At 43.1% G+C, this 18794-nt stretch carries 20 protein-coding genes and 1 riboswitch; of the genes, 2 read left to right on the top strand and 18 right to left on the bottom strand.

Going from position 1 to position 18794, the window contains the following annotated elements:
- Positions 1–118 precede the first annotated feature (118 nt).
- The 16 genes from ACY8DX_RS13085 to ACY8DX_RS13160 all read right to left on the bottom strand — a co-directional run bounded on the left by ACY8DX_RS13085 (position 119) and on the right by ACY8DX_RS13160 (position 14546).
- Positions 119–700: a lysophospholipid acyltransferase family protein gene (locus ACY8DX_RS13085; protein WP_462405358.1), complete on the bottom strand. Its 582-nt coding sequence runs from the start codon at positions 698–700 to the stop codon at positions 119–121.
- The gene (cmk, locus tag ACY8DX_RS13090; RefSeq protein ID WP_439802298.1) at positions 697–1377 is read right to left on the bottom strand and encodes a (d)CMP kinase; all 681 of its coding nucleotides are present in this window, start codon (positions 1375–1377) and stop codon (positions 697–699) included. The genes ACY8DX_RS13085 and cmk overlap by 4 nt, the downstream gene beginning before the upstream one ends.
- Before the next feature lie 101 nt (positions 1378–1478).
- Positions 1479–1712, bottom strand: a complete 234-nt coding sequence (locus ACY8DX_RS13095; RefSeq protein WP_462405359.1) for a DUF5359 family protein — start codon at positions 1710–1712, stop codon at positions 1479–1481.
- Positions 1713–1853: 141 nt separating this feature from the next.
- Positions 1854–3218: a germination protein YpeB gene (ypeB, locus tag ACY8DX_RS13100; protein WP_439802568.1), complete on the bottom strand. Its 1365-nt coding sequence runs from the start codon at positions 3216–3218 to the stop codon at positions 1854–1856.
- A gap of 2 nt (positions 3219–3220) precedes the next feature.
- Entirely contained in the window at positions 3221–4087 is an 867-nt protein-coding gene (gene sleB, locus ACY8DX_RS13105) for a spore cortex-lytic enzyme (protein ID WP_049670543.1), read from the bottom strand.
- A gap of 123 nt (positions 4088–4210) precedes the next feature.
- Complete coding sequence (prsW, locus tag ACY8DX_RS13110) at positions 4211–4885, bottom strand: glutamic-type intramembrane protease PrsW (protein ID WP_049670542.1); 675 nt, start codon at positions 4883–4885, stop codon at positions 4211–4213.
- Between the two features lie 90 nt (positions 4886–4975).
- Positions 4976–5944: an asparaginase gene (locus ACY8DX_RS13115; protein WP_049670541.1), complete on the bottom strand. Its 969-nt coding sequence runs from the start codon at positions 5942–5944 to the stop codon at positions 4976–4978.
- Between the two features lie 32 nt (positions 5945–5976).
- Complete coding sequence (locus tag ACY8DX_RS13120) at positions 5977–6951, bottom strand: YpdA family putative bacillithiol disulfide reductase (RefSeq protein ID WP_462405360.1); 975 nt, start codon at positions 6949–6951, stop codon at positions 5977–5979.
- Positions 6952–7114: 163 nt separating this feature from the next.
- The gene (locus ACY8DX_RS13125) at positions 7115–8380 is read right to left on the bottom strand and encodes a Glu/Leu/Phe/Val family dehydrogenase (RefSeq protein ID WP_049670539.1); all 1266 of its coding nucleotides are present in this window, start codon (positions 8378–8380) and stop codon (positions 7115–7117) included.
- Positions 8381–8732: 352 nt separating this feature from the next.
- Positions 8733–9314 (bottom strand): adaptor protein MecA, encoded by a 582-nt coding sequence (locus ACY8DX_RS13130; protein ID WP_049670538.1) that lies wholly within the window; start codon positions 9312–9314, stop codon positions 8733–8735.
- A 79-nt stretch (positions 9315–9393) separates the two neighbouring features.
- Entirely contained in the window at positions 9394–10173 is a 780-nt protein-coding gene (locus tag ACY8DX_RS13135) for a metallophosphoesterase (protein WP_462405361.1), read from the bottom strand.
- Between the two features lie 185 nt (positions 10174–10358).
- The gene (locus ACY8DX_RS13140; RefSeq protein WP_462405362.1) at positions 10359–10988 is read right to left on the bottom strand and encodes a CBS domain-containing protein; all 630 of its coding nucleotides are present in this window, start codon (positions 10986–10988) and stop codon (positions 10359–10361) included.
- A 90-nt stretch (positions 10989–11078) separates the two neighbouring features.
- Complete coding sequence (locus tag ACY8DX_RS13145) at positions 11079–11537, bottom strand: YpbF family protein (RefSeq protein ID WP_439802566.1); 459 nt, start codon at positions 11535–11537, stop codon at positions 11079–11081.
- A 40-nt stretch (positions 11538–11577) separates the two neighbouring features.
- Entirely contained in the window at positions 11578–12162 is a 585-nt protein-coding gene (locus tag ACY8DX_RS13150; protein ID WP_462405363.1) for a CPBP family intramembrane glutamic endopeptidase, read from the bottom strand.
- On the bottom strand, positions 12152–13645 hold the full coding sequence (locus tag ACY8DX_RS13155) for a RecQ family ATP-dependent DNA helicase (protein ID WP_462405364.1): 1494 nt from the start codon (positions 13643–13645) through the stop codon (positions 12152–12154). The genes ACY8DX_RS13150 and ACY8DX_RS13155 overlap by 11 nt, the downstream gene beginning before the upstream one ends.
- On the bottom strand, positions 13632–14546 hold the full coding sequence (locus ACY8DX_RS13160) for a YpbB family protein (protein WP_462405365.1): 915 nt from the start codon (positions 14544–14546) through the stop codon (positions 13632–13634). Before ACY8DX_RS13160 ends, ACY8DX_RS13155 begins: the two co-directional genes overlap by 14 nt.
- Positions 14547–14912: 366 nt before the next feature.
- On the opposite strand from ACY8DX_RS13160, the gene ACY8DX_RS13165 reads away from it, so the two are divergent.
- A complete protein-coding gene (locus ACY8DX_RS13165) occupies positions 14913–15161 on the top strand; it encodes a ferredoxin (RefSeq protein WP_049670532.1) in 249 nt (82 codons plus the stop codon).
- A gap of 631 nt (positions 15162–15792) precedes the next feature.
- Here the strand turns inward: ACY8DX_RS13165 and ACY8DX_RS13170 are convergent.
- Positions 15793–16377 carry an ECF transporter S component gene (locus ACY8DX_RS13170; protein ID WP_462405366.1) on the bottom strand — a complete coding sequence of 195 codons (585 nt, stop codon included), beginning with the start codon at positions 16375–16377 and terminating at the stop codon, positions 15793–15795.
- Between the two features lie 173 nt (positions 16378–16550).
- Positions 16551–16684: riboswitch (FMN riboswitch) on the bottom strand.
- 271 nt (positions 16685–16955) lie between these two features.
- On the opposite strand from ACY8DX_RS13170, the gene serA reads away from it, so the two are divergent.
- Positions 16956–18539: a phosphoglycerate dehydrogenase gene (serA, locus tag ACY8DX_RS13175; protein WP_049670529.1), complete on the top strand. Its 1584-nt coding sequence runs from the start codon at positions 16956–16958 to the stop codon at positions 18537–18539.
- 24 nt (positions 18540–18563) lie between these two features.
- Here the strand turns inward: serA and ACY8DX_RS13180 are convergent, their stop codons facing one another.
- Complete coding sequence (locus ACY8DX_RS13180; RefSeq protein WP_049670528.1) at positions 18564–18758, bottom strand: hypothetical protein; 195 nt, start codon at positions 18756–18758, stop codon at positions 18564–18566.
- Positions 18759–18794: the final 36 nt, after the last annotated feature.

The raw sequence follows: 18794 nt of genomic DNA on the forward strand, positions 1-18794 counted from the left end.
ATTTCAATTTCATTTCTCAATTTATATTTAATACCACATTTTTTAAGGAACTAAACAATTCTAAATTATTCCTTTTTTCTAACTTCTTACAAATACGGGATTTTGTCAAGCAGTAACCTTATCGATTTTTAACAATTAATTCCTTTATTTCTGCCATTATGACTTTAGTCACCTCTTCAGGAGAGGCTTTTTTACTACGGAGTTCTTCCATATCAATTGGTGTTCCATAAATGACCTTTGTCACGCTGAATGGTTTATAGGATCCGATGACTGCACAAGGAACTACCTTGGCATCTGTACGCAGGGCAAAGAATCCTGCACCAGCCAAGCCTTCCCCCAGTTCACCTGTTTTACTTCGCGTTCCTTCCGGGAACAAACCAAGGACATTTCCTTCCTTCAGTACAGCCAGCCCCTTTCTTAACGCATTCCGGTCGCTCATTCCCCGCTTAATTGGAATCGCATTAATGTGAGGAAGGATAGTTTTTAATACCGGAACCTCAAAGAGCTCCTCCTTGGCGATAAAATGAACGGGTCTAGGGGCTGTCATTCCTACTACAGGAGGATCAAGCTCACTAATGTGATTGCTGCATAACAACACTCCGCCCGTTTTCGGGAAATGCTCTCTCCCATAAACCCGAACTCGATAGAGCGGAGTGAGCACCGTTTTTACAACGCCTCTGGCAAAACCATAAAACGTCATCCACGTACTCCTTTCTCATTAGCAATACGGATAATTGCATCCACTACTTCTTCAATCGTAAGGCTTGTTGTATCAAGCTCGATCGCATCATCCGCTTTTTTCAATGGAGATACCTCCCGCTCGGAATCAAACTTATCCCGTGAAGCAATCTCCTGTTTCAGCTCCTCCAAATTGGAGTCAAATCCTTTTAGAAGATTCTCGTCATGCCGGCGTTTTGCCCGCTCATCAACACTTGCCAGCATAAAGATCTTCACCTCGGCATTGGGCATGACATGTGTACCAATATCGCGCCCATCCATGACCACTCCTCCTTGTTCTGAGAGAAGCTGTTGACGTCTCACCATTTCTTCCCGTACCAGCTTATGCTGTGCCACTGCAGATACGTTCTTTGTCACCTCTGGGGTTCTAACTGCATTGGAGACCACTTCACCGTCTACCAATACGTCTTGTCCAGTTTCATTGTTTTTTAACGTGATATCCGTATCCATCAGCAGGGAATAAAGAGAAGCCTCATCATTTGGATTAACGTTTTGTTTGAGCGCCTTATAGGTTAGTGCCCTGTACATTGCTCCCGTATCAATATATATGTAGGTTAATTTTTTAGCGATAATTTTTGCTACGGTGCTTTTTCCCGCCGCCGCAGGTCCATCGATAGCAATTGACAGTTTCTTTTCCATTTGTTCCTCCTTGTTGTCAAACAAATCTATTACATGCTTATTTTAACACAGCTTTACGAATTATAAAGAACGAACTCCATATTAAAAAAGACAAAGCACATTCACTTTGCCTTCTCTTCCTCTCTTCCGCCGCCTGATAATGCCTCCACAATCGAGGAGTAATTTTCCTTCAATACACCCTCATATTGGACAAGGGCTTTCCATTTATGAAATGTCTCATCTCGATGAAAAAACACTTGAAAAAAAAGTAAAAATATCAATTGAATGAAAATCATTTTCTTGATGATACGCTCTACCGTTTCCATGCCGCACCCCTTTAAGATAAGTGTAACCATGGAAAGGAAGATTAATCAGCAGCAACCTTATTTCTTTCCTCCAGCTGCCGTTCAAAGCAATACTTCAATAATAATTTAACCCTTCCTAACATAAAAGAAAGCCGGATGATTATTTTCATCCGACTCTTCATTGCTCATCACTTATGACACATTATTATAAACCTTGGAGGCTTCATGCATTTTCTCCACTTTTTCCTCCTGACCCGTATCCGCATTAATATAAATCCGGTAGGTATCATTCCCGATTGTGCCCATAAATTCATAGCAAAGGACATCCTCGTAAAGGTCATTGGTGATCATGGCCAGCCTTTGATCTTGAATTTTCACCTTCGAGCTGATGGTTTTTGCCGCTTCTTCCTCGCTTAGTTTCGGTTTGCCAATCGTCCGTTCCTTATGATTTTGCAGGTAATCCTCTGCAACAAGACCGACAATTGAGCCATCATCCAAGCCTACCTTGATTTTGATTGCCTCTGCATATACCGGCACGGTATTTAGCTCAGTCACAAAGGTATAAACACCGACATTTTGATATTGCGTACTTTCAAACAAGCCTAAGTTTTTGTAGCCCATTTTTTCAAGATAGCTTTTCGCTTTCTTGTACCCGTCATTCAGACTGATTGTTGCTTCGCCCACTGAGCGGTCATTAATGATGTAGATAGGATATCCGCCCTTTTTCGTTAAATCCACATCAACATTCTCACCAGTATCGGCGACCTTCATGCTCACATGATAGAAACCATAATTAGATCCGTCTTTATTCTCCGTTACCTTAATCGATTTTGCATCCTTTACATTGGCATATTCCTTCGCATGTTTGATTGCTTCCTTGCGTGTTATGGCTGCATCAGTTAAGTGTTCATAGGTGATTTTCTTAGCAGAGGATGTGAAGGTAGTACCATAATCCTCTTTCTGTCCGTAGGACTTCACATTATTCTCAATCGTCTTCAAGCCATCAATGACGAGATTGTCCTGAGGTTCATCCCCTTCAGCCTGAGCAAGCACCGTCTCTACGTCAGTCCACTTTAGGTTATTGTTCATAATTTCTCCTTGGACCTTCCGCAGCTCCTGTTGAATCTCTGTTGAATTAGCATACAGACGCTCAAGCGTCTTATATTCCTCATCTGTCAGGGGAGATTTATCCAGATCGCGCACCGAGGTTTTATAGGCGAAATCCCCGATTTTGGTCAAGAAAGCCTCAGTCTCATTAAATGGCATTAATGTTAGCGGCAGCTGTCCAACACTGCCATGGGCCGTATTCGTGATTCTCCACACATCCACGAGAGCCGGTGACAGGGATGTGCGCGAATTCATCGCAAGTGTTGTCCCAATCTTGTCATTCAATACATCCATTTCATAGGCAAGGTCATTAAAGGCACGCTGATAATTATTCTCTGCATGAATTAAAATAGCGTTCTTCTCTTGCCTTTCCGTATAGCCCCAATAGGCTGTACCAGCTAGGCCAATGGCCAATACTCCGATAAGTACATTTCTAATCAATTTACTCACCTCTAGCGGCAGAAAATATGCTTGCCGATTTGTTTTATTTGCGGTCTTGTCCATATCCAGGCGCTTGTCGCCGTTTCTGGATTAAAGTAATATTCCGCCTCACCTGTTGGATCCCATCCGTTCATTGCATCCATGACGGCTTGCTTAGCCTGTTCATTAGGTGTCAGCCAAATCTGTCCATCTGACACGGCAGTAAATGCCCCCGGCTGGAAGATAACACCTGATACGGTATTCGGGAATGAGGCGCTTTGAACGCGGTTTAAGATGACAGCTGCTACAGCGACTTGTCCTTCATATGGCTCTCCACGAGATTCTCCATAGACGGCATTAGCCATTAAATTAATATCACTTTCAGAAAATCCTGATGGGATATTCGCCGCTGTCCCGCTCGTGGAAGTGGTTGTTGCCGTTCCAGCAGTTGTGTTTTTGTTCGTTGCGGGCTTATTTGTCGCAGACGTTGTACCTGATGTAGATTTTTTGACCTGATGCTCAAGCGGCATCCCTTGATAGTACGTGAAGGTATTGCCTGAATTAATTTGCTGATGAACCCATGTCTTATTGAAATTTGATACATTAGACAATTTCTGCTTTGTCGCACTTCCAGCCAGGCCATCAATCGGCAGCCCATAGCTTTCCTGGAAGTTGCGGAGCGCCCAATAGGTGCCCCAGCCAAACACCCCGTCTATTTGGCCATGATAATAGCCGATATTCTGCAAACGCGCCTGCAGCTCGACTACATCATCACCGGTCGCCCCCTTTTGAATGACCTGGTTCGAGAATGCGGATACATCTTGGTTATAGATTGGCAGCAATGTGAGAATAACGCCAATCAATAGGCAGGAAAATGATTTTCTTGCTAAGCCTTTCATACGTATGCCCTCCTGAAATAGTAATGACAGTAAGGGTAGTTTTTACAATCTCAGATAAAATATGCAAAAGCCGCCAACTACAAAAAACTCTCCATTCAAGAATGAATGAAGAGTTAGTGACAATTATAACGTTTCAAAGGATTGCTTAAAGGCCTTCTCCGTTAGGATACGGGCTTTTTTCACCTTCCATAATCCAAGTCCCCAAAGGAAGAACATAAAAGGAATCAAGTAAACATACCAATTAACCTCTATCATGAGAATATAATTAAATAATCCATGCAGCAGGAATGGAACGACAAGGGCAATAACCATATATTTCAAGCGCTTTTCTTTTGAAAATTTGGCCTTCCCGAAATAAAAGCCCATGATTACCCCGAACAGCCCGTGACTAGACACCGGGAATAAAGCTCTGCCCCATGCATATTCAACCCCATTTGAGAACAAATAGAGAATATTTTCAAATGTTGCAAATCCAAGAGAAATGGCCACCCCATAGACAATTCCATCATATGGTTCATCAAATTCAACATGACCGAAAATGAGCAGGAGGAAGATTCCCCATTTCAGCGTTTCCTCCAAAAAACCCTTGGCTAAAAAGGAATCAGCCCATGTAGCCTGAAGCAAGCCTTCTGCATCGAGAACATATTGAAAGAACATGACTGGAATAACAATCAATGCTCCATATACAAATGCTTTTAACACAACCGATATCGGCTCTGTATTATATTGGTCTTTTAAATAGAAATAGATAAGCAGGGCTAAACCAGGAGCAACCCCTGCGGTTAATATATTTAACATGGCATACTCCTTCCTCTCCCATACTTACCATCTATCCTACCATGTACATGATAAAAATACATCCAATTCGTGCTGTATTTACGGCTAAAGTCACAGTTGAAAGGCCTGCTCAATATTTTTCTTTCCATTTGCTAATAAGACGGCCAGCTTGATTCGTGCCTTCTTACTATCATAGTCCTCCCCGAGAATGACCCCTCTCGTTCGCAAATCATGGGCACTTCCTACATATCCGTATGCCGGATATACCTTGCCCTCCTCTGCACTTGTTGTCATGACCACCTTCACACCTTGGTCTAAAGCCTTTTGGATGGAATCAACCATATAAGGAGTTACTTGTCCTCTTCCGACCCCTTCAAGAACGATTCCTTGAACACCATTATGTACGGCTGCATCGATGAATAATCCATCCGATCCGGTATAGCATTTAATAATCTCTACCCTTGGAATCTTATTCCCCAAAACCTCATATGATTCATGATAAATCGGCTTTTGGTACACACTGACTACATCATTATCAATAATGCCCAGGTATCCATACCCAAAGGATTCAAACCCTTGTAGATTGGAGGCGTGGACCTTCTTGACATATCTCGCAGAGTATATACGTTCATTAAATACTACAAGCACTCCCACATCATGAAGCATTTCATTCGCGGCAACGAAAATGGAGTTGCGGAGATTGGAATAGACATCTGTACCAACATCTTGCGGTGAGCGCTGAGATCCTGTGACCACAATTGGGCGAGGATCATTGGTTGTTAAATCAAGAAAATAGGCGGTTTCTTCAAGCGAGTCTGTCCCATGGGTAACAACGACCCCTGCCACGCTCTTATCTGCAAGCTCTGTTTCAATCGCCTCTTTAATAGCTGTCATTCGATCAAAATTAATATGCATAGAAGGCTTCTGGAACAAGTCAATGACCTTAATTTCAAATCCGTCCGGTAATTGACACAGCGAAGCGAGTTCATCACCGCTCAGAACACCAGAGTCCAGCAATCCCTTTGACATTTCTTTACTGGCAATGGTTCCGCCAGTCGTAATTAATGATATCTTCTTCATTCTTACACCTCTATCACAATCATCCATTTTATTTACTGCTTCTGTTCTTTCTCTGCGATGGATCGCGCAATTTGCCCCCCGTGAAAACGACCGTTCTCAATGAAAATCTCATTCGCGTTTCTTCCTGCCGCAATAACGCCGGCAATATATAGATTCTCCACGTTCGTCTCCATTGTTTCCACGTCGATAACAGGCTTGCCGCTTTCCTCATCATACTGGATTCCGCATTCTCTTAAAAAATTAAAATCTGGGTGATAGCCAATCATCGCAAACACGAAATCATTCTTAATCTCAAATGATTTCCCTTCTTGCACATAAATAACAGACTCAGGCTTTATTTCTTGAACTTGTGCATTAAATTCCATCTTAATCTTGCCATGACGGACAAGAGACTCAAATTCAGGCAGAATCCATGGTTTGATACTAGATGAATAGACAGATCCCCGGTAAATAACGGTTACTCTTGCGCCTGCCATTGCCAGCTCCATCGCTGCATCAATACTTGAGTTTTTCCCGCCGATGACCACGACATCTTGATTATAATAAGGATGCCCTTCCTTAAAATAATGGTAAACTTTATCAAGCTCCTCACCAGGTATACCCAACATATTCGGCTGGTCATAATACCCAGTCGCCAGAATGACATATGGAGTTTCATATTCGCCTTTTTCCGTAGTTACTTTGAAGAATCCATCTTCCCTTTTCACGGCAGAAAGGACCCGTTCAAATGTGTTAACCCGAAGCTCCTTCCGCTTAGCCACCTCTCGATAATAAGTTAAGGCCTGTAGACGAACAGGTTTGCGGTTTTGCGTAATAAACGCAACATCTCCAATTTCCAGCTTCTCACTCGTTGAAAAGAATGTCTGATGGGTAGGGTAATGATAAATAGCATTCACGATGTTCCCCTTCTCAATGATCAGCGGGCTCTTCCCTATTTCTTGAAGGCTGATAGCCGCTTGCATGCCGCACGGACCACCGCCGATGATAATTGCATCTTCAAATGCCATCTCTTTCTCCTCCTCTATCTATACTGTCTGTATGTGCATGCCATAAACATGACCGTTGTATTAATTGCCATATTAGAATAACACTTCTATTATATTAACGCATAATGCGCATACAAAAAAGCTTTCCATCATTAGACAGAAAACTTTTCTGGTTTATCTTCTATTAAATCCACCCTCTGAAACGGGATGCTTCAGCCATTTTCCGAACCCCGATCATATAGGCAGCCAATCTCATATCTACCTTACGCGTATTCGCTGTATCATAAATGCTATTAAAGGAGCGAACCATGACCCGTTCCAGTTTCTCCTCTACTTCCTCTTCCGTCCAATAATAGCCTTGATTATTCTGCACCCATTCGAAATAGGAAACCGTTACTCCTCCTGCAGATGCCAAGACATCCGGAACGAGCAAGATGCCACGCTCAGTCAGAATTTTTGTCCCTTCAAGCGTTGTCGGCCCATTTGCTGCCTCTACTACAATCTTTGCTTTAATCTCATGGGCATTCTCATCTGTGATTTGATTCTCTATCGCAGCTGGAACAAGCACATCACATTCAAGCTCCAGCAATTCTTTATTCGTAATCGTATTTTGGAACAGATTTGTCACTGTACCAAAGCTGTCGCGTCGATCAAGCAGATAATCAATATCCAATCCTTCAGGGTCGTGAAGCGCGCCATGCGCGTCTGAAATACCAATAACCTTTGCCCCGCTGTCATGCATAAATTTCGCCAAGAAGCTTCCGGCATTACCAAAGCCTTGCACAACAACCCTGGCTCCCTTTAGTTCGATGCCCCGCTTCTTTGCCGCTTCTCGTATACATATCGTTACGCCCTTAGCGGTAGCGGTTTCACGCCCATGTGACCCACCTAGCACTAACGGCTTACCTGTAATAAACCCTGGAGAATTAAATTCATCCATTCGGCTGTACTCATCCATCATCCATGCCATAATTTGCGAATTCGTAAAAACATCCGGCGCAGGAATATCCTTTGTCGGTCCTACCACTTGGCTGATTGCACGGACATACCCGCGGCTCAGTCTTTCTAGTTCACGGAAGGACATATTTCTAGGGTCACAAATAATGCCGCCTTTAGCCCCTCCATACGGCAAGTCCACAATGCCGCACTTTAAACTCATCCAAATCGATAAAGCCTTAATCTCCTTTTCAGTGACATTCGGATGGAACCTGATTCCGCCCTTTGTCGGTCCAATGGCATCATTATGCTGGGCACGAAAGCCAGTAAATACCTTTACTGAACCATCATCCATTTTGACCGGTATCTTTACGGTAAGCATCCGTAACGGCTCTTTCAATAATTCATATACTTCTTCTGGATATCCGAGTTTATCCAATGCCTTATGGATGACAGTTTGTGTAGATTTCAATACATCCAGTCTGTCTTCATTGGTTTGGTGGTCGGCTGACATTCTTAGTACCTCCTAGAGATGAATAGTAATCTATTTGTTTAATCCAGACAAAATCTATACCTCCATAACCATCTGGAAGGAATAACAAATAAATAATCCTAATCCAGCACGGCAACAAAGGCTTTCAATCTTCATATTTACCAATTTGAAATTATCTAAATATAAAAAAAGGGCCTTATCGCACTAAAAGTTTGAACATACAGACTTGTCTCTATTCACATTCAATTACAGTATACTCAAATGACCACAGGAAGTGCAAGAGGACTGTCTCCCATATCCTAACAATACTTCCCAAATCACACCAACAATCATTTTCACTCCGAAAAAAGAACCACTAATGGTTTAGTGGTCTTTAATTATTAAAGTATTCCATCATGATAGGAATAATATTATCATGGTATACCCTTAATCCCTTTTCCAGCAAAAGCTCCTCTGTCAATGTTGACAGCTCCCCATATTCAAGAAGGATGGAGGCAACTGATGCCATATCTGCCGCCATAACATTCTCAATCTTTAAATAATAACTGGAATCCAGATGATATAAGTAACCTTCCGCCTTCCATTTCCCATATAAGATCTTGCAGGCTTCCACGACATCTTCAAAATCGGCAAATTCAAATATAAAATGATCTTGTTCAACAAATTGAATGGACAAAGTATTATCCATCTCGGCATTTTCGCTGAGGATTGTGTCCTCTTCTGTTTGAATCATCATATAAATCCCGTAACCAGGATATGAATAAATATCCATTAGGATATTACTGTCAATGGAGTATTCCATTTCTTCCAACGCTTCGATTACGATTCGATAAAAAAAGAGATGGCTGTCAGGGACCTGAATCTTCAATTTAATCGGAGTCATTTCTTTTTCTTCTAACTCCTCCTGTGAAACAAAGACTTTGACGTTCTTGGCGTTTATTCTCTTCAGCTTCATAAACAAGTCCTCCTGTGAATACATCCTCCCTTGTATGATATGAGGATTGACTAAACAGGTGCCTTGTTTGCTCTTTATTCTATTGGTCCATACGTGAAAGATGAATGATATGCACTTCAGGTCTTGCGCCTAATCGCAGCGGTAATCCGCTCGTCCCATAGCCATTGCTCGTAAACACTGTCGTTTCGCCAACGTGATGAATGCCTCCATGGCGATATGGGCCAAACCCAAACACCCTAATTTGCCCGCCATGTGTATGACCGCTAAGAACAAGACTGATTCTGTCCTCTTTTTGAATTTCTTTATCTATTGAAGGTGTATGGCTCGCCAGGATTCTAAAGGTCCCCTCTTGTGCCTCAAGCATGACGTTCTTAAGACCTTCCTGCCGCTTTTCTGGCTCATAGAAGTCAACCCCAAGCAAATTGATCCTTCCGCCATCTCCCGTCTCAAGAATAACCCCCTCGTCTGTCAAAACCTTAATTCCTAAACCAACGAAAAGGGCATCCAGTTCATGAACATCTGTTTCATAATCATTATTTCCCCATATAAAATAAACCGGACCCAGCTCCTTTAGCTTAACCAGGTTTTCATATACCCGCTCGATAGGAACCCCGCTCTCTGTCAGATCTCCTCCAATCAAGACAAAGTCTACCTTTCCGAACGCAGACTGAATGAGGGCGTCATTGATCTGCCTGCGATGAATATCAGAGATAAAAAACAAACTAATACGTTCACTGCTCGGGAAATCCTCAAATGACAGCTCCACTACATTCAAAAAGTCCTTCTTCGCCAGTCTGTTCATATACACAATAAGTGCTGCGGTACCCAGCAGCATGATGGAAATTAAGATGACCCACATTGGTTTCCTCCAGAGGTTATTATGCTTCTATCCAAAAGGCTATGTTTATCATATGTGTTGATTTTCGTTGCAGGCGGCAAAACCAAAGGAGCGCCTATTTTACTATCAACATTCAACTTTAATGAACCCATCCCAAAAAAAGAGCTGCCTCTGCATAATGCATATAGGAAGCTCTTTTTAGCGTATTACATTTCCTGTATATCTAAAATTCCAAAGCCAGATTCCTCCAGCTTCTTAATGAATTTATCCACATTAGGTGATTTCGCCACCTTAATGACAATCCTTCTGACTAATTTATCGGTCTCATCAAAGGTAATTAATGCGATGATTTGCTGTTGATATTGGCGTGTCAATTCAGTCAGCCTTGCGATCCGCCCTTTCGTTTCTACCGTCTTCAAGGCAATTCTGACACCAGGCACATGAACCCCGAAGGCATGCTGGAATTCCGCCATCACATCATATCGTGTTACAATGCCAAGGAAATCACCATCCTCCTCAACGACAGCCATGAGCGGCATTTCTTTTAAGTCGACAAGGACATTCTCGAAGATTTCTTGACCTGTCAGCGTCTTATTGTGCTCAGCAATATCTGCCGCCTTAATATCCTTTAAGTATATGCTTCGAGGCAGCTCAGACAGAAATGCCTGCTTGTAAATTCGATATCGAGTAATCGTTCCTACATACTTTTCATCCTTTAATACTGGTACAGCTTCAATTTGTTTTTCATCAAGCTTTTTCAATACCAACTCTAGTGAATCATCATAAGAAACAGTATGACAATGATATTTTGATATCATGATACTCTTCACAAACATCTGACAGCACCTCCAATAATTTAGCCAATAAACGTATACTAATCTTTTTCGACACGGACTCCTTGCTTTCCTGCCAAAAGGAAGAAGCAATTATTTATTTTCGTGAAAAAGATTAATATCATACATATCCTTCATTTTCTGAAAGACAATATGCCGGTTTTTCCAGGCAGATTCACTCTTCCACAAATCCTTGCTGCGGTCCACAATCTCACATCTCAGCGCATGAAATTCCTTCTCAGCTTTGTCCATTTTCTTTTTGAAATACAGCATGGACCCATAGACACCCGCCAAGATAATTGTACCGAGTAAATGGACTGGGTTCTGGAAAAACTGCTCATACATTTCATAGAACGAATACGCATACGGTGAGATTACCGTTCGATATATATAGTAAAGAAACACACCTGCCAGCCCGAGTGTAAGATATACACTGATGAAATGCCGGCTCTTATAATGGTCATACTTCTTCTTGCGCTTAACCACATTATTCAAAATGACCTTTGTTGCTTCATCTGTGATATGATCTGCACTGCTCCGTATTGCTTCCATCCGTCCACCCCCATTAAAGCCTATGAAGCTTATCTGGGTTTTATGAGGACCTGTCCGCCCCCTTTTTATTCAAATAAAGGCCGAGAAGCAAATCAATCACAAAGTGCATGATAATGGTCGCCGGAAGGCTTCCGGTACTATCAAAAATTAATCCGATAAAAAGACTCAGCAAACATATATTCAAAAACAAAAACCAATGAGATAAATACCTGACATGAATCACCGCAAAGATGAGACTTGCAGCCCATATCCCCCAATTTGCCTGAATAACCCCGCGGAATAACATTTCTTCACTAATCGCAATCAACGCGGTCAGAAAGACAATCCTTGGCACTGATAATGATTGAAATACCCGCTCATTAATGCCTCCATCATCATAATAGGAGGCAGGCAAGTACTTCATCCCCGCCAAATCTATGGCCACAACCAATAATCCAGCTAAGAAACCATGCCACAACGGCCAACCCTCCAACCGGAGAAGAACGGTAAATTGGCCGAAATCATCAAAGGCAAAGTAACCGATAATGACCGCTGCCGTCAAAAGCAGACCTTGCGTGAGGAGCAGTTGCTTATATAACTCCTCATCCGTTAAATTCTTAATCATTTCTGCCTGTTTATTCTTCATGCTGTCCTGATTCACCCTCCTCACCAAAAAGGCGGGCAAGCTCAGCCCTCCACCCTTGATAGTGATGATCTAATACGTTTTCTTCCGGCAGGGCCTGAACCATCCTTTCAAATGTCAGCCCGCAATTATCACAGCAAAGCTCTCCTCCTCCGCTTGATTCCTGGTCAAAATAGGCGGCAATCGATTCTTTTCGGCACTTGCTTGACCGAATCCACTCCCTGAATTGCCATAGCTTACGGAGCTTATCTGAAAGGCGCTCATCAAAATAAGCAGACAGCCTATTTTTTCGCGAAGCAAGACTTTCCCCCTCGATTCTCTCAAGAATGCGGTCTGCCTCTCTCATTCGTTCAATTTTTTCATCAACTATGATACCTGATTTTGGTTCTAAAAGAGTATCACGATTAGCCAAATACCATTCAATATCCGAGACCTCAGGATAATCCTTCTCAATCATTTTCGCAGAAATCCGTTCATCCCCTTCAGAATAGAAGAGCAAGGCCAAAGATAGAAGACCATCTCTTCCAGCCCGTCCAATCTCCTGGACATACGCCTCCATGCTAGAGGGCATATTATAATGAATGACATAACGCAAGTTCTCTAGATTGATTCCCATCCCAAAAGCATTCGTCGCAACAATCAAATTGAGCTGCCCTTGGGCAAACTGCTGTTGAATTAATATTCGATCATTCGTATCCATGCCTCCATGATAGAAAGCCGCCTTATGATAGCCTGCATTAAGCAAGTCACTGCACAGGCTCTCGGCAAGCTTTCGGCTGGACACATAAATAATGCCCGGTCCCTTCAAGACACTTAAATAAGCATATAGCTTCTGCCGCTTTTCTTCGCTTCCTTCGACCGCTTCTACTAGGATTCCGATATTTTCCCTATTCACCTCATATACCATTACACGAGCGTTCGGAATAGATAAATTATCCAGAATATCCCTCCGCACTTCCTTTGTGGCTGTTGCCGTCAGGGCCAAGGTAACCGGGTTGCCTAATGCACTACGAATATCTCCGAGCCTCAAATAGCTCGGTCTAAAATCATATCCCCATTGCGAAATGCAGTGCGCCTCATCCACAACGAATAAAGAAATCTTCTGCCGGCTGATTTTCTGCAAAACGAACCTGGATTGGAGCATCTCAGGTGACACATAAATAAATTTCAACAGATGAAGCGAACGAAGGACCATCTCGCGTTCTTCCTTATTCACAAATGAGTTCAAGGCAGCCACTCTCTTCTCCCCCTTCGCCTTCATTTGCTCTACCTGATCCTGCATCAAGGAGAGCAGCGGGGAAACGACGACCACCAGTCCATCAAGCAAGTATCCCGGAAGCTGAAAACACAAGGTTTTCCCTGTACCGGTCGGCAGCATCGCCAATGTATCCTGACCACTAAGGACCGCTTCCACTACCTCCTTTTGCCCCATCCTGAAGGAAGGAAATCCAAATAATCTCGTTAATTGCTCCTCAAGCATTCCCATGCTGATCCCCTCTCTTCCATTTCGTCATGACAAGCCTAATCTTGAAATAAGGGAATCCCGGGGGCAGGAGCTCCTTAATGGACCGCAATTGGCCTGTATGAACAGAATTTGCTGCCTCCACAATCTGTCTCTGCTCCTCATCCGTCACATAATCCTCTATACTGAATCCCTCAATAAAGGAAGCAATCTCAACAATATGATCCTCAACCGTATTAATCTTCAACCTTCGAGCCCGGGCAATCTGCTCGATTGTTAACCCTTGCCGAACTAATTTCCATGTCATTTTCGTCGAATTAGTCAACACAGATTCGTTCTGCTCCTCCTGAACGAGAAGACTATTCAGAAGAGGAAATGGTTCTTTTCGCGCAGATTCCATCATATAATGCAGCGTATCCAAGAAAAGAAATTGCGCATAATAATGATCAATCCCAAGCTTTCTTGCTGCTTGTGACAAAGTCATTCCTGCCCTCTCATGCCCCGACAAAAGCATGACAAACAGCTCAGGTGAAGCCCCATGCAGCCTATCCAAGCAATGATGAAGCTCTTCATAAAGCTCCCGAGAGAACTTTCGAAGGTTTTTGCCGTGCTGCTTCAGCCAACTCTTTACAAAGCGCTGATGGTCCAAATTTCTCTGCACAGGAATAAATGAATGATTTTCGTGGACCATATTGGACAACACCTGGACAAGCAACTGAAGTCTTGCCCAAAACAAAGGAGCCGTCTCCTTAAAAAGGAAGCCATTCAAATGACTCATCGCTTCATACTGTTCTCGCCATTCGTCAAGAAACGCCAATCCGGCATCCGAACAAATATAGGTCAAATCACCCACCGGCTCAATCAGCTCTCGTTCCTTCAAAAACCTCAAATGCTCATCCCACTCTTCACGGGAAAGCTTAGGCAACACTGCAAAAAAAGGATCCAACCCATACAATCTGGCATCCTGGATTGGCTGGGAGGAACGTTTCCCATTAAGTATATGTAAAGGCGAATACACCGTCCTTTGACCCTTTAACACTTTTATTAAATACAGTATTAATCCATCGATGTATGTTATAATAAACTCACCCCATTCTACATGATTAGACATCTTTATTTTACCAAATACTTGTCTTAAATGATGCAAGTTTCCATCGGCAATGCGGCAAAAGCCTTACATAACCATGAAATATTGGCTATTGAAAAGTCAGTACTTGAGTTTTACAATAAGGTGAGGGGTTTGATATCCGGAAAGGATATTAAATTATTTATTTGCGGGAGGTATAATAGCATGGCAAAATTCACAATCGTAGACAAAGAAACATGCATTGCTTGCGGAGCATGCGGTGCCGCAGCTCCAGATATTTATGATTACGACGATGAAGGCATTGCATTTGTTACTTTAGATGATAACCAAGGAATCGTCGAAATTCCTGACGTTCTAGAAGATGACATGATGGATGCTTTCGAAGGCTGCCCTACTGACTCAATCAAAGTGGCAGACGAATCCTTTGATGGTGACCCATTGAAATTCGAATAGGTTTGAATAGAAAGAACCTTTGCTCGTGATAAGCAAAGGTTTCTTTTTTTGCGATGGAATATGTAATGATTTCCTGAGTATGGGGTACTGGGGGAGGCTGAGAAGGCCGTTGCCCAGAGGATGTCCACCCTTTCCTCATCCTATATACCCCTTGCCTGGGCATTGGGTGGGCTTTCTCTGACAATGCCCACCCTTTCCCCATCCTATGTACCCTTTGTATGGGCATTGGGTGGGCTTTCTCTGACGATGCCCACCCTTTCCCCATCCTATGTACCCTTTGCCTGGGCATTGGGTGGGCTTTCTCTGACGATGCTCACCCTTTCCCCATCCTATGTACCCATTGTATGGGCATTGGGTGGGAACTGCGTGGCTTCTCCCGCCTCTTTCCCATCCTTCTACCGCCCTATATATCCCTTGCCCGGGGAAAAGGCGGGAACTGCATGGCATCTCCCACCTTTCCACCATCCCTTTCCCCTTTCGTCTACCGCTCCATACGTAGTCAATAGCCGGGAATCCGCACGGCTCCTCTCCTCCCTGCACCAGGAGCAAGCCTTCCTACATCCCTCCGGCCAAATAAAAAAGAGAAGCAGCACAATCCCCTGCTTCTCTTCACTCTATATTATGTGCTTACTCAAGCACTTTTAATGACAGATTCTTTCGTGAGCCATCCTTGCAGCTTGCTGAATAACAATAGGAATACAACTGCGATGATGCTTCCTTTAATTAGGTTGAACGGAATAATTGCAGCGGTGATATAGGCGCGAATTTCCGGACCTGACATGTTCCAGCCAAGCAGCTTGCTGTATACTGGGAGCAAGACATAGTAGTTCATGATACTCATAAACCCTGCAAGAATAATTGTTCCGCCAATTAGACCGAGGATCATGCCTTTTTTATTACCGACTTTCTTATACAGATAGTAGACTGGCAAGATAAAGGAGACGCCTCCGATAAAGTTGGCGAAGTGGCCAACTGGGATACCTGTGTCGCTGCCTGTCATCATGAAGTCTAGAATATTTTTCAATAGTTCGACCATAATGCCGGCCACCGGCCCCATAACGAGTGCTGCAATTAATGCTGGTACATCGCTGAAATCGATTTGCAAGAATGCGGGAAATCCTGGGAACGGGAAGTTCAATATCATTAGAACATACCCGATGGCACCGAGGATGCCGATCTTGACCATTTTTTGAATCTTGCTGTTTTTTCTGTTCATTTTCCTCTCTCCTTAGGTTCTGGTGCTACCTCTTCTAGAAGAAAGGTTCTGCTAATATCCGTTCCAAAAGCATCGTCTCCATGAAAAAACCCTTTATCTTATTAGATAAAGGGAGAATTAGGCAATGTGAAAGAAACGTTTCGAAACTTTGCTTTTCGAACGTTAACAGAGACCTCCATCTTCTCCCATCCAGACTATACTGTCGGCTTTGGAATTTCACCAAATCCTGCCCCGAAAGGCTCGCGGGCTTAGAATGCATACATTCATCACCGCCGGTAGGGAATTTCACCCTGCCCCGAAGATAGACCAATATTTTATTTGGTTTGAATCTTCATTCATTATGAATGAGTCTTCAAAGCAAGAATACCATCAGGTTATGACAAACACAAGAGAAAAGTATCCTATGTCATAATTTACATATACCTTCTTTGTCAAATGTCAATGAGAATCATAGGAATATCTAAGTAAAATTTATTTTTTGAAATATCAAAATAGTAAGCGGTTACATAATTGACACATAGAATGACAGTCTTGTAGAGTGAAAACATAGCAAATTTTCCAACAGGAAGGTGACAATTTTGTTTAAAGTTCTAGTTGCAGATGCAATCAAGCCAGATGGTTTGACCCCTTTCATCGGTAGAGAAGACATTGAAGTTGTTCAAAAGACAGTCGAGAACGCAAAGAATGAGCTGCATGAATTTGATGCCTTGCTGGTTCGAAGCGCCACGAAGGTGACGGAAGCACTCCTTAATGACATGACAAGCTTAAAGATTATTGCACGAGCAGGTGTCGGGGTAGACAATATTGATGTGCCTTCATGCACGAAGCGCGGCGTCATCGTTGTCAATGCACCTGATGGTAATACCATTTCAACAGCGGAGCACACTTTCGCGATGATTGCGTCATTAGCCCGCAATATTCCCCAAGCCCATCAAACCGTTAAAAACAGCTCTTGGGAACGCAATCGATTTGCTGGAACAGAATTAAAGGGCAAGACACTCGGGATTGTTGGGATGGGCCGCATCGGTTCTGAGCTTACGAAAAGGGCGAGAGCCTTTCAAATGGATGTTTTCGCGTTTGATCCATTTTTGACAACTGAACGGGCGAAAGAACTTCATGTCACCACAGGATCCTTTGAGGAATTATTAACCGTATCTGATTTCATTACTGTACATACTCCTTTAACGAAAGACACAAAAGGCCTCCTAAATCGGGAAACGATTCAGAAATGCAAGGACGGCGTTTATCTCATCAACTGTGCACGCGGCGGTATCATTGATGAGGAAGCATTGTATGATGCTGTTGAGTCAGGCAAGGTTGCAGGGGCAGCGCTTGATGTGTTTGTGGAGGAGCCGCCTGTTGGCAATCGACTTCTCAACCTCGACCAAATCATCGTCACACCGCATTTAGGGGCTTCAACAAAAGAGGCCCAGTTAAATGTCGCAAAGCAGGTGGCTAAAGAGGTGGTTTCCTTTGTGGACGGCATACCGGTATCCAATTCTATTAACCTGCCTGCCATTCCAGCTGAACTGTTCAGCCGGATTCAGCCATACTATCAATTGGTTAGGACTCTTGGAAGCTTTCTTTCCCAATTTATTAATGAGGGTATCAAAGAGATCTCCATTACTTATGGAGGAGATTCATTTGATTATGATACGAGTATTCTCACGAAGGCATTGGTTTCCGGCTTCTTTAAAGGACGTGTTGATGTCAATGTCAATGAGGTAAATGCCCTCCTCTATGCGAAGGAGCGCTCCATAACCGTTGGAGAGAAAATTTCCAATGAGGCACATGGATATTCCTCCAGTGTGACTGTTAAAGTAGTTGGAGAAACAAAGAAAATGGAAGTGAAGGCAACCTATATTAAGGAATACGGACCACGTATTTTTGCCATCAATGATTTCAAAATCGATTTCTATCCAGAAGGGCACATCCTCTACATCCAGCATCATGACCGCCCTGGTGTAATTGGAGTTGTCGGCAAGAAACTGGGTGATTTAAATCTCAATATTGCAACCATGCAGGTGGGCCGTAAGGAGGCCGGCGGTGAAGCCATTATGGTGTTAACCTTTGATGATCCGCTCCCTTCAGATATTCCTAATGAACTACTGTCAACACTGGAAATTTCGGAGGCAACCCTGATTGAATTGCCTTTATGTTAAGCCTATAAATAAACAAATGCCCGTTCAGCTGGAACGGGCATTTGTGCTTTTCCCCATTAGATAAAATTCGGGGTATGATTCCCAAGTTACTCCATCCTTTTCTGCTGCCGCTCCATCGCTTTTCTGTGCGGTTTCTGTCTGTCTCCCTGCCAGAAATAGAAGGCTGATGCAGATTGCCAAGAGAAAAACAATAAAGAAACGTTTTGCATAACTGATCATACATAACCCTCCGTCATTTTTTCACCCTTCCATATG

Source organism: Gracilibacillus sp. Marseille-QA3620 (assembly GCF_054950035.1).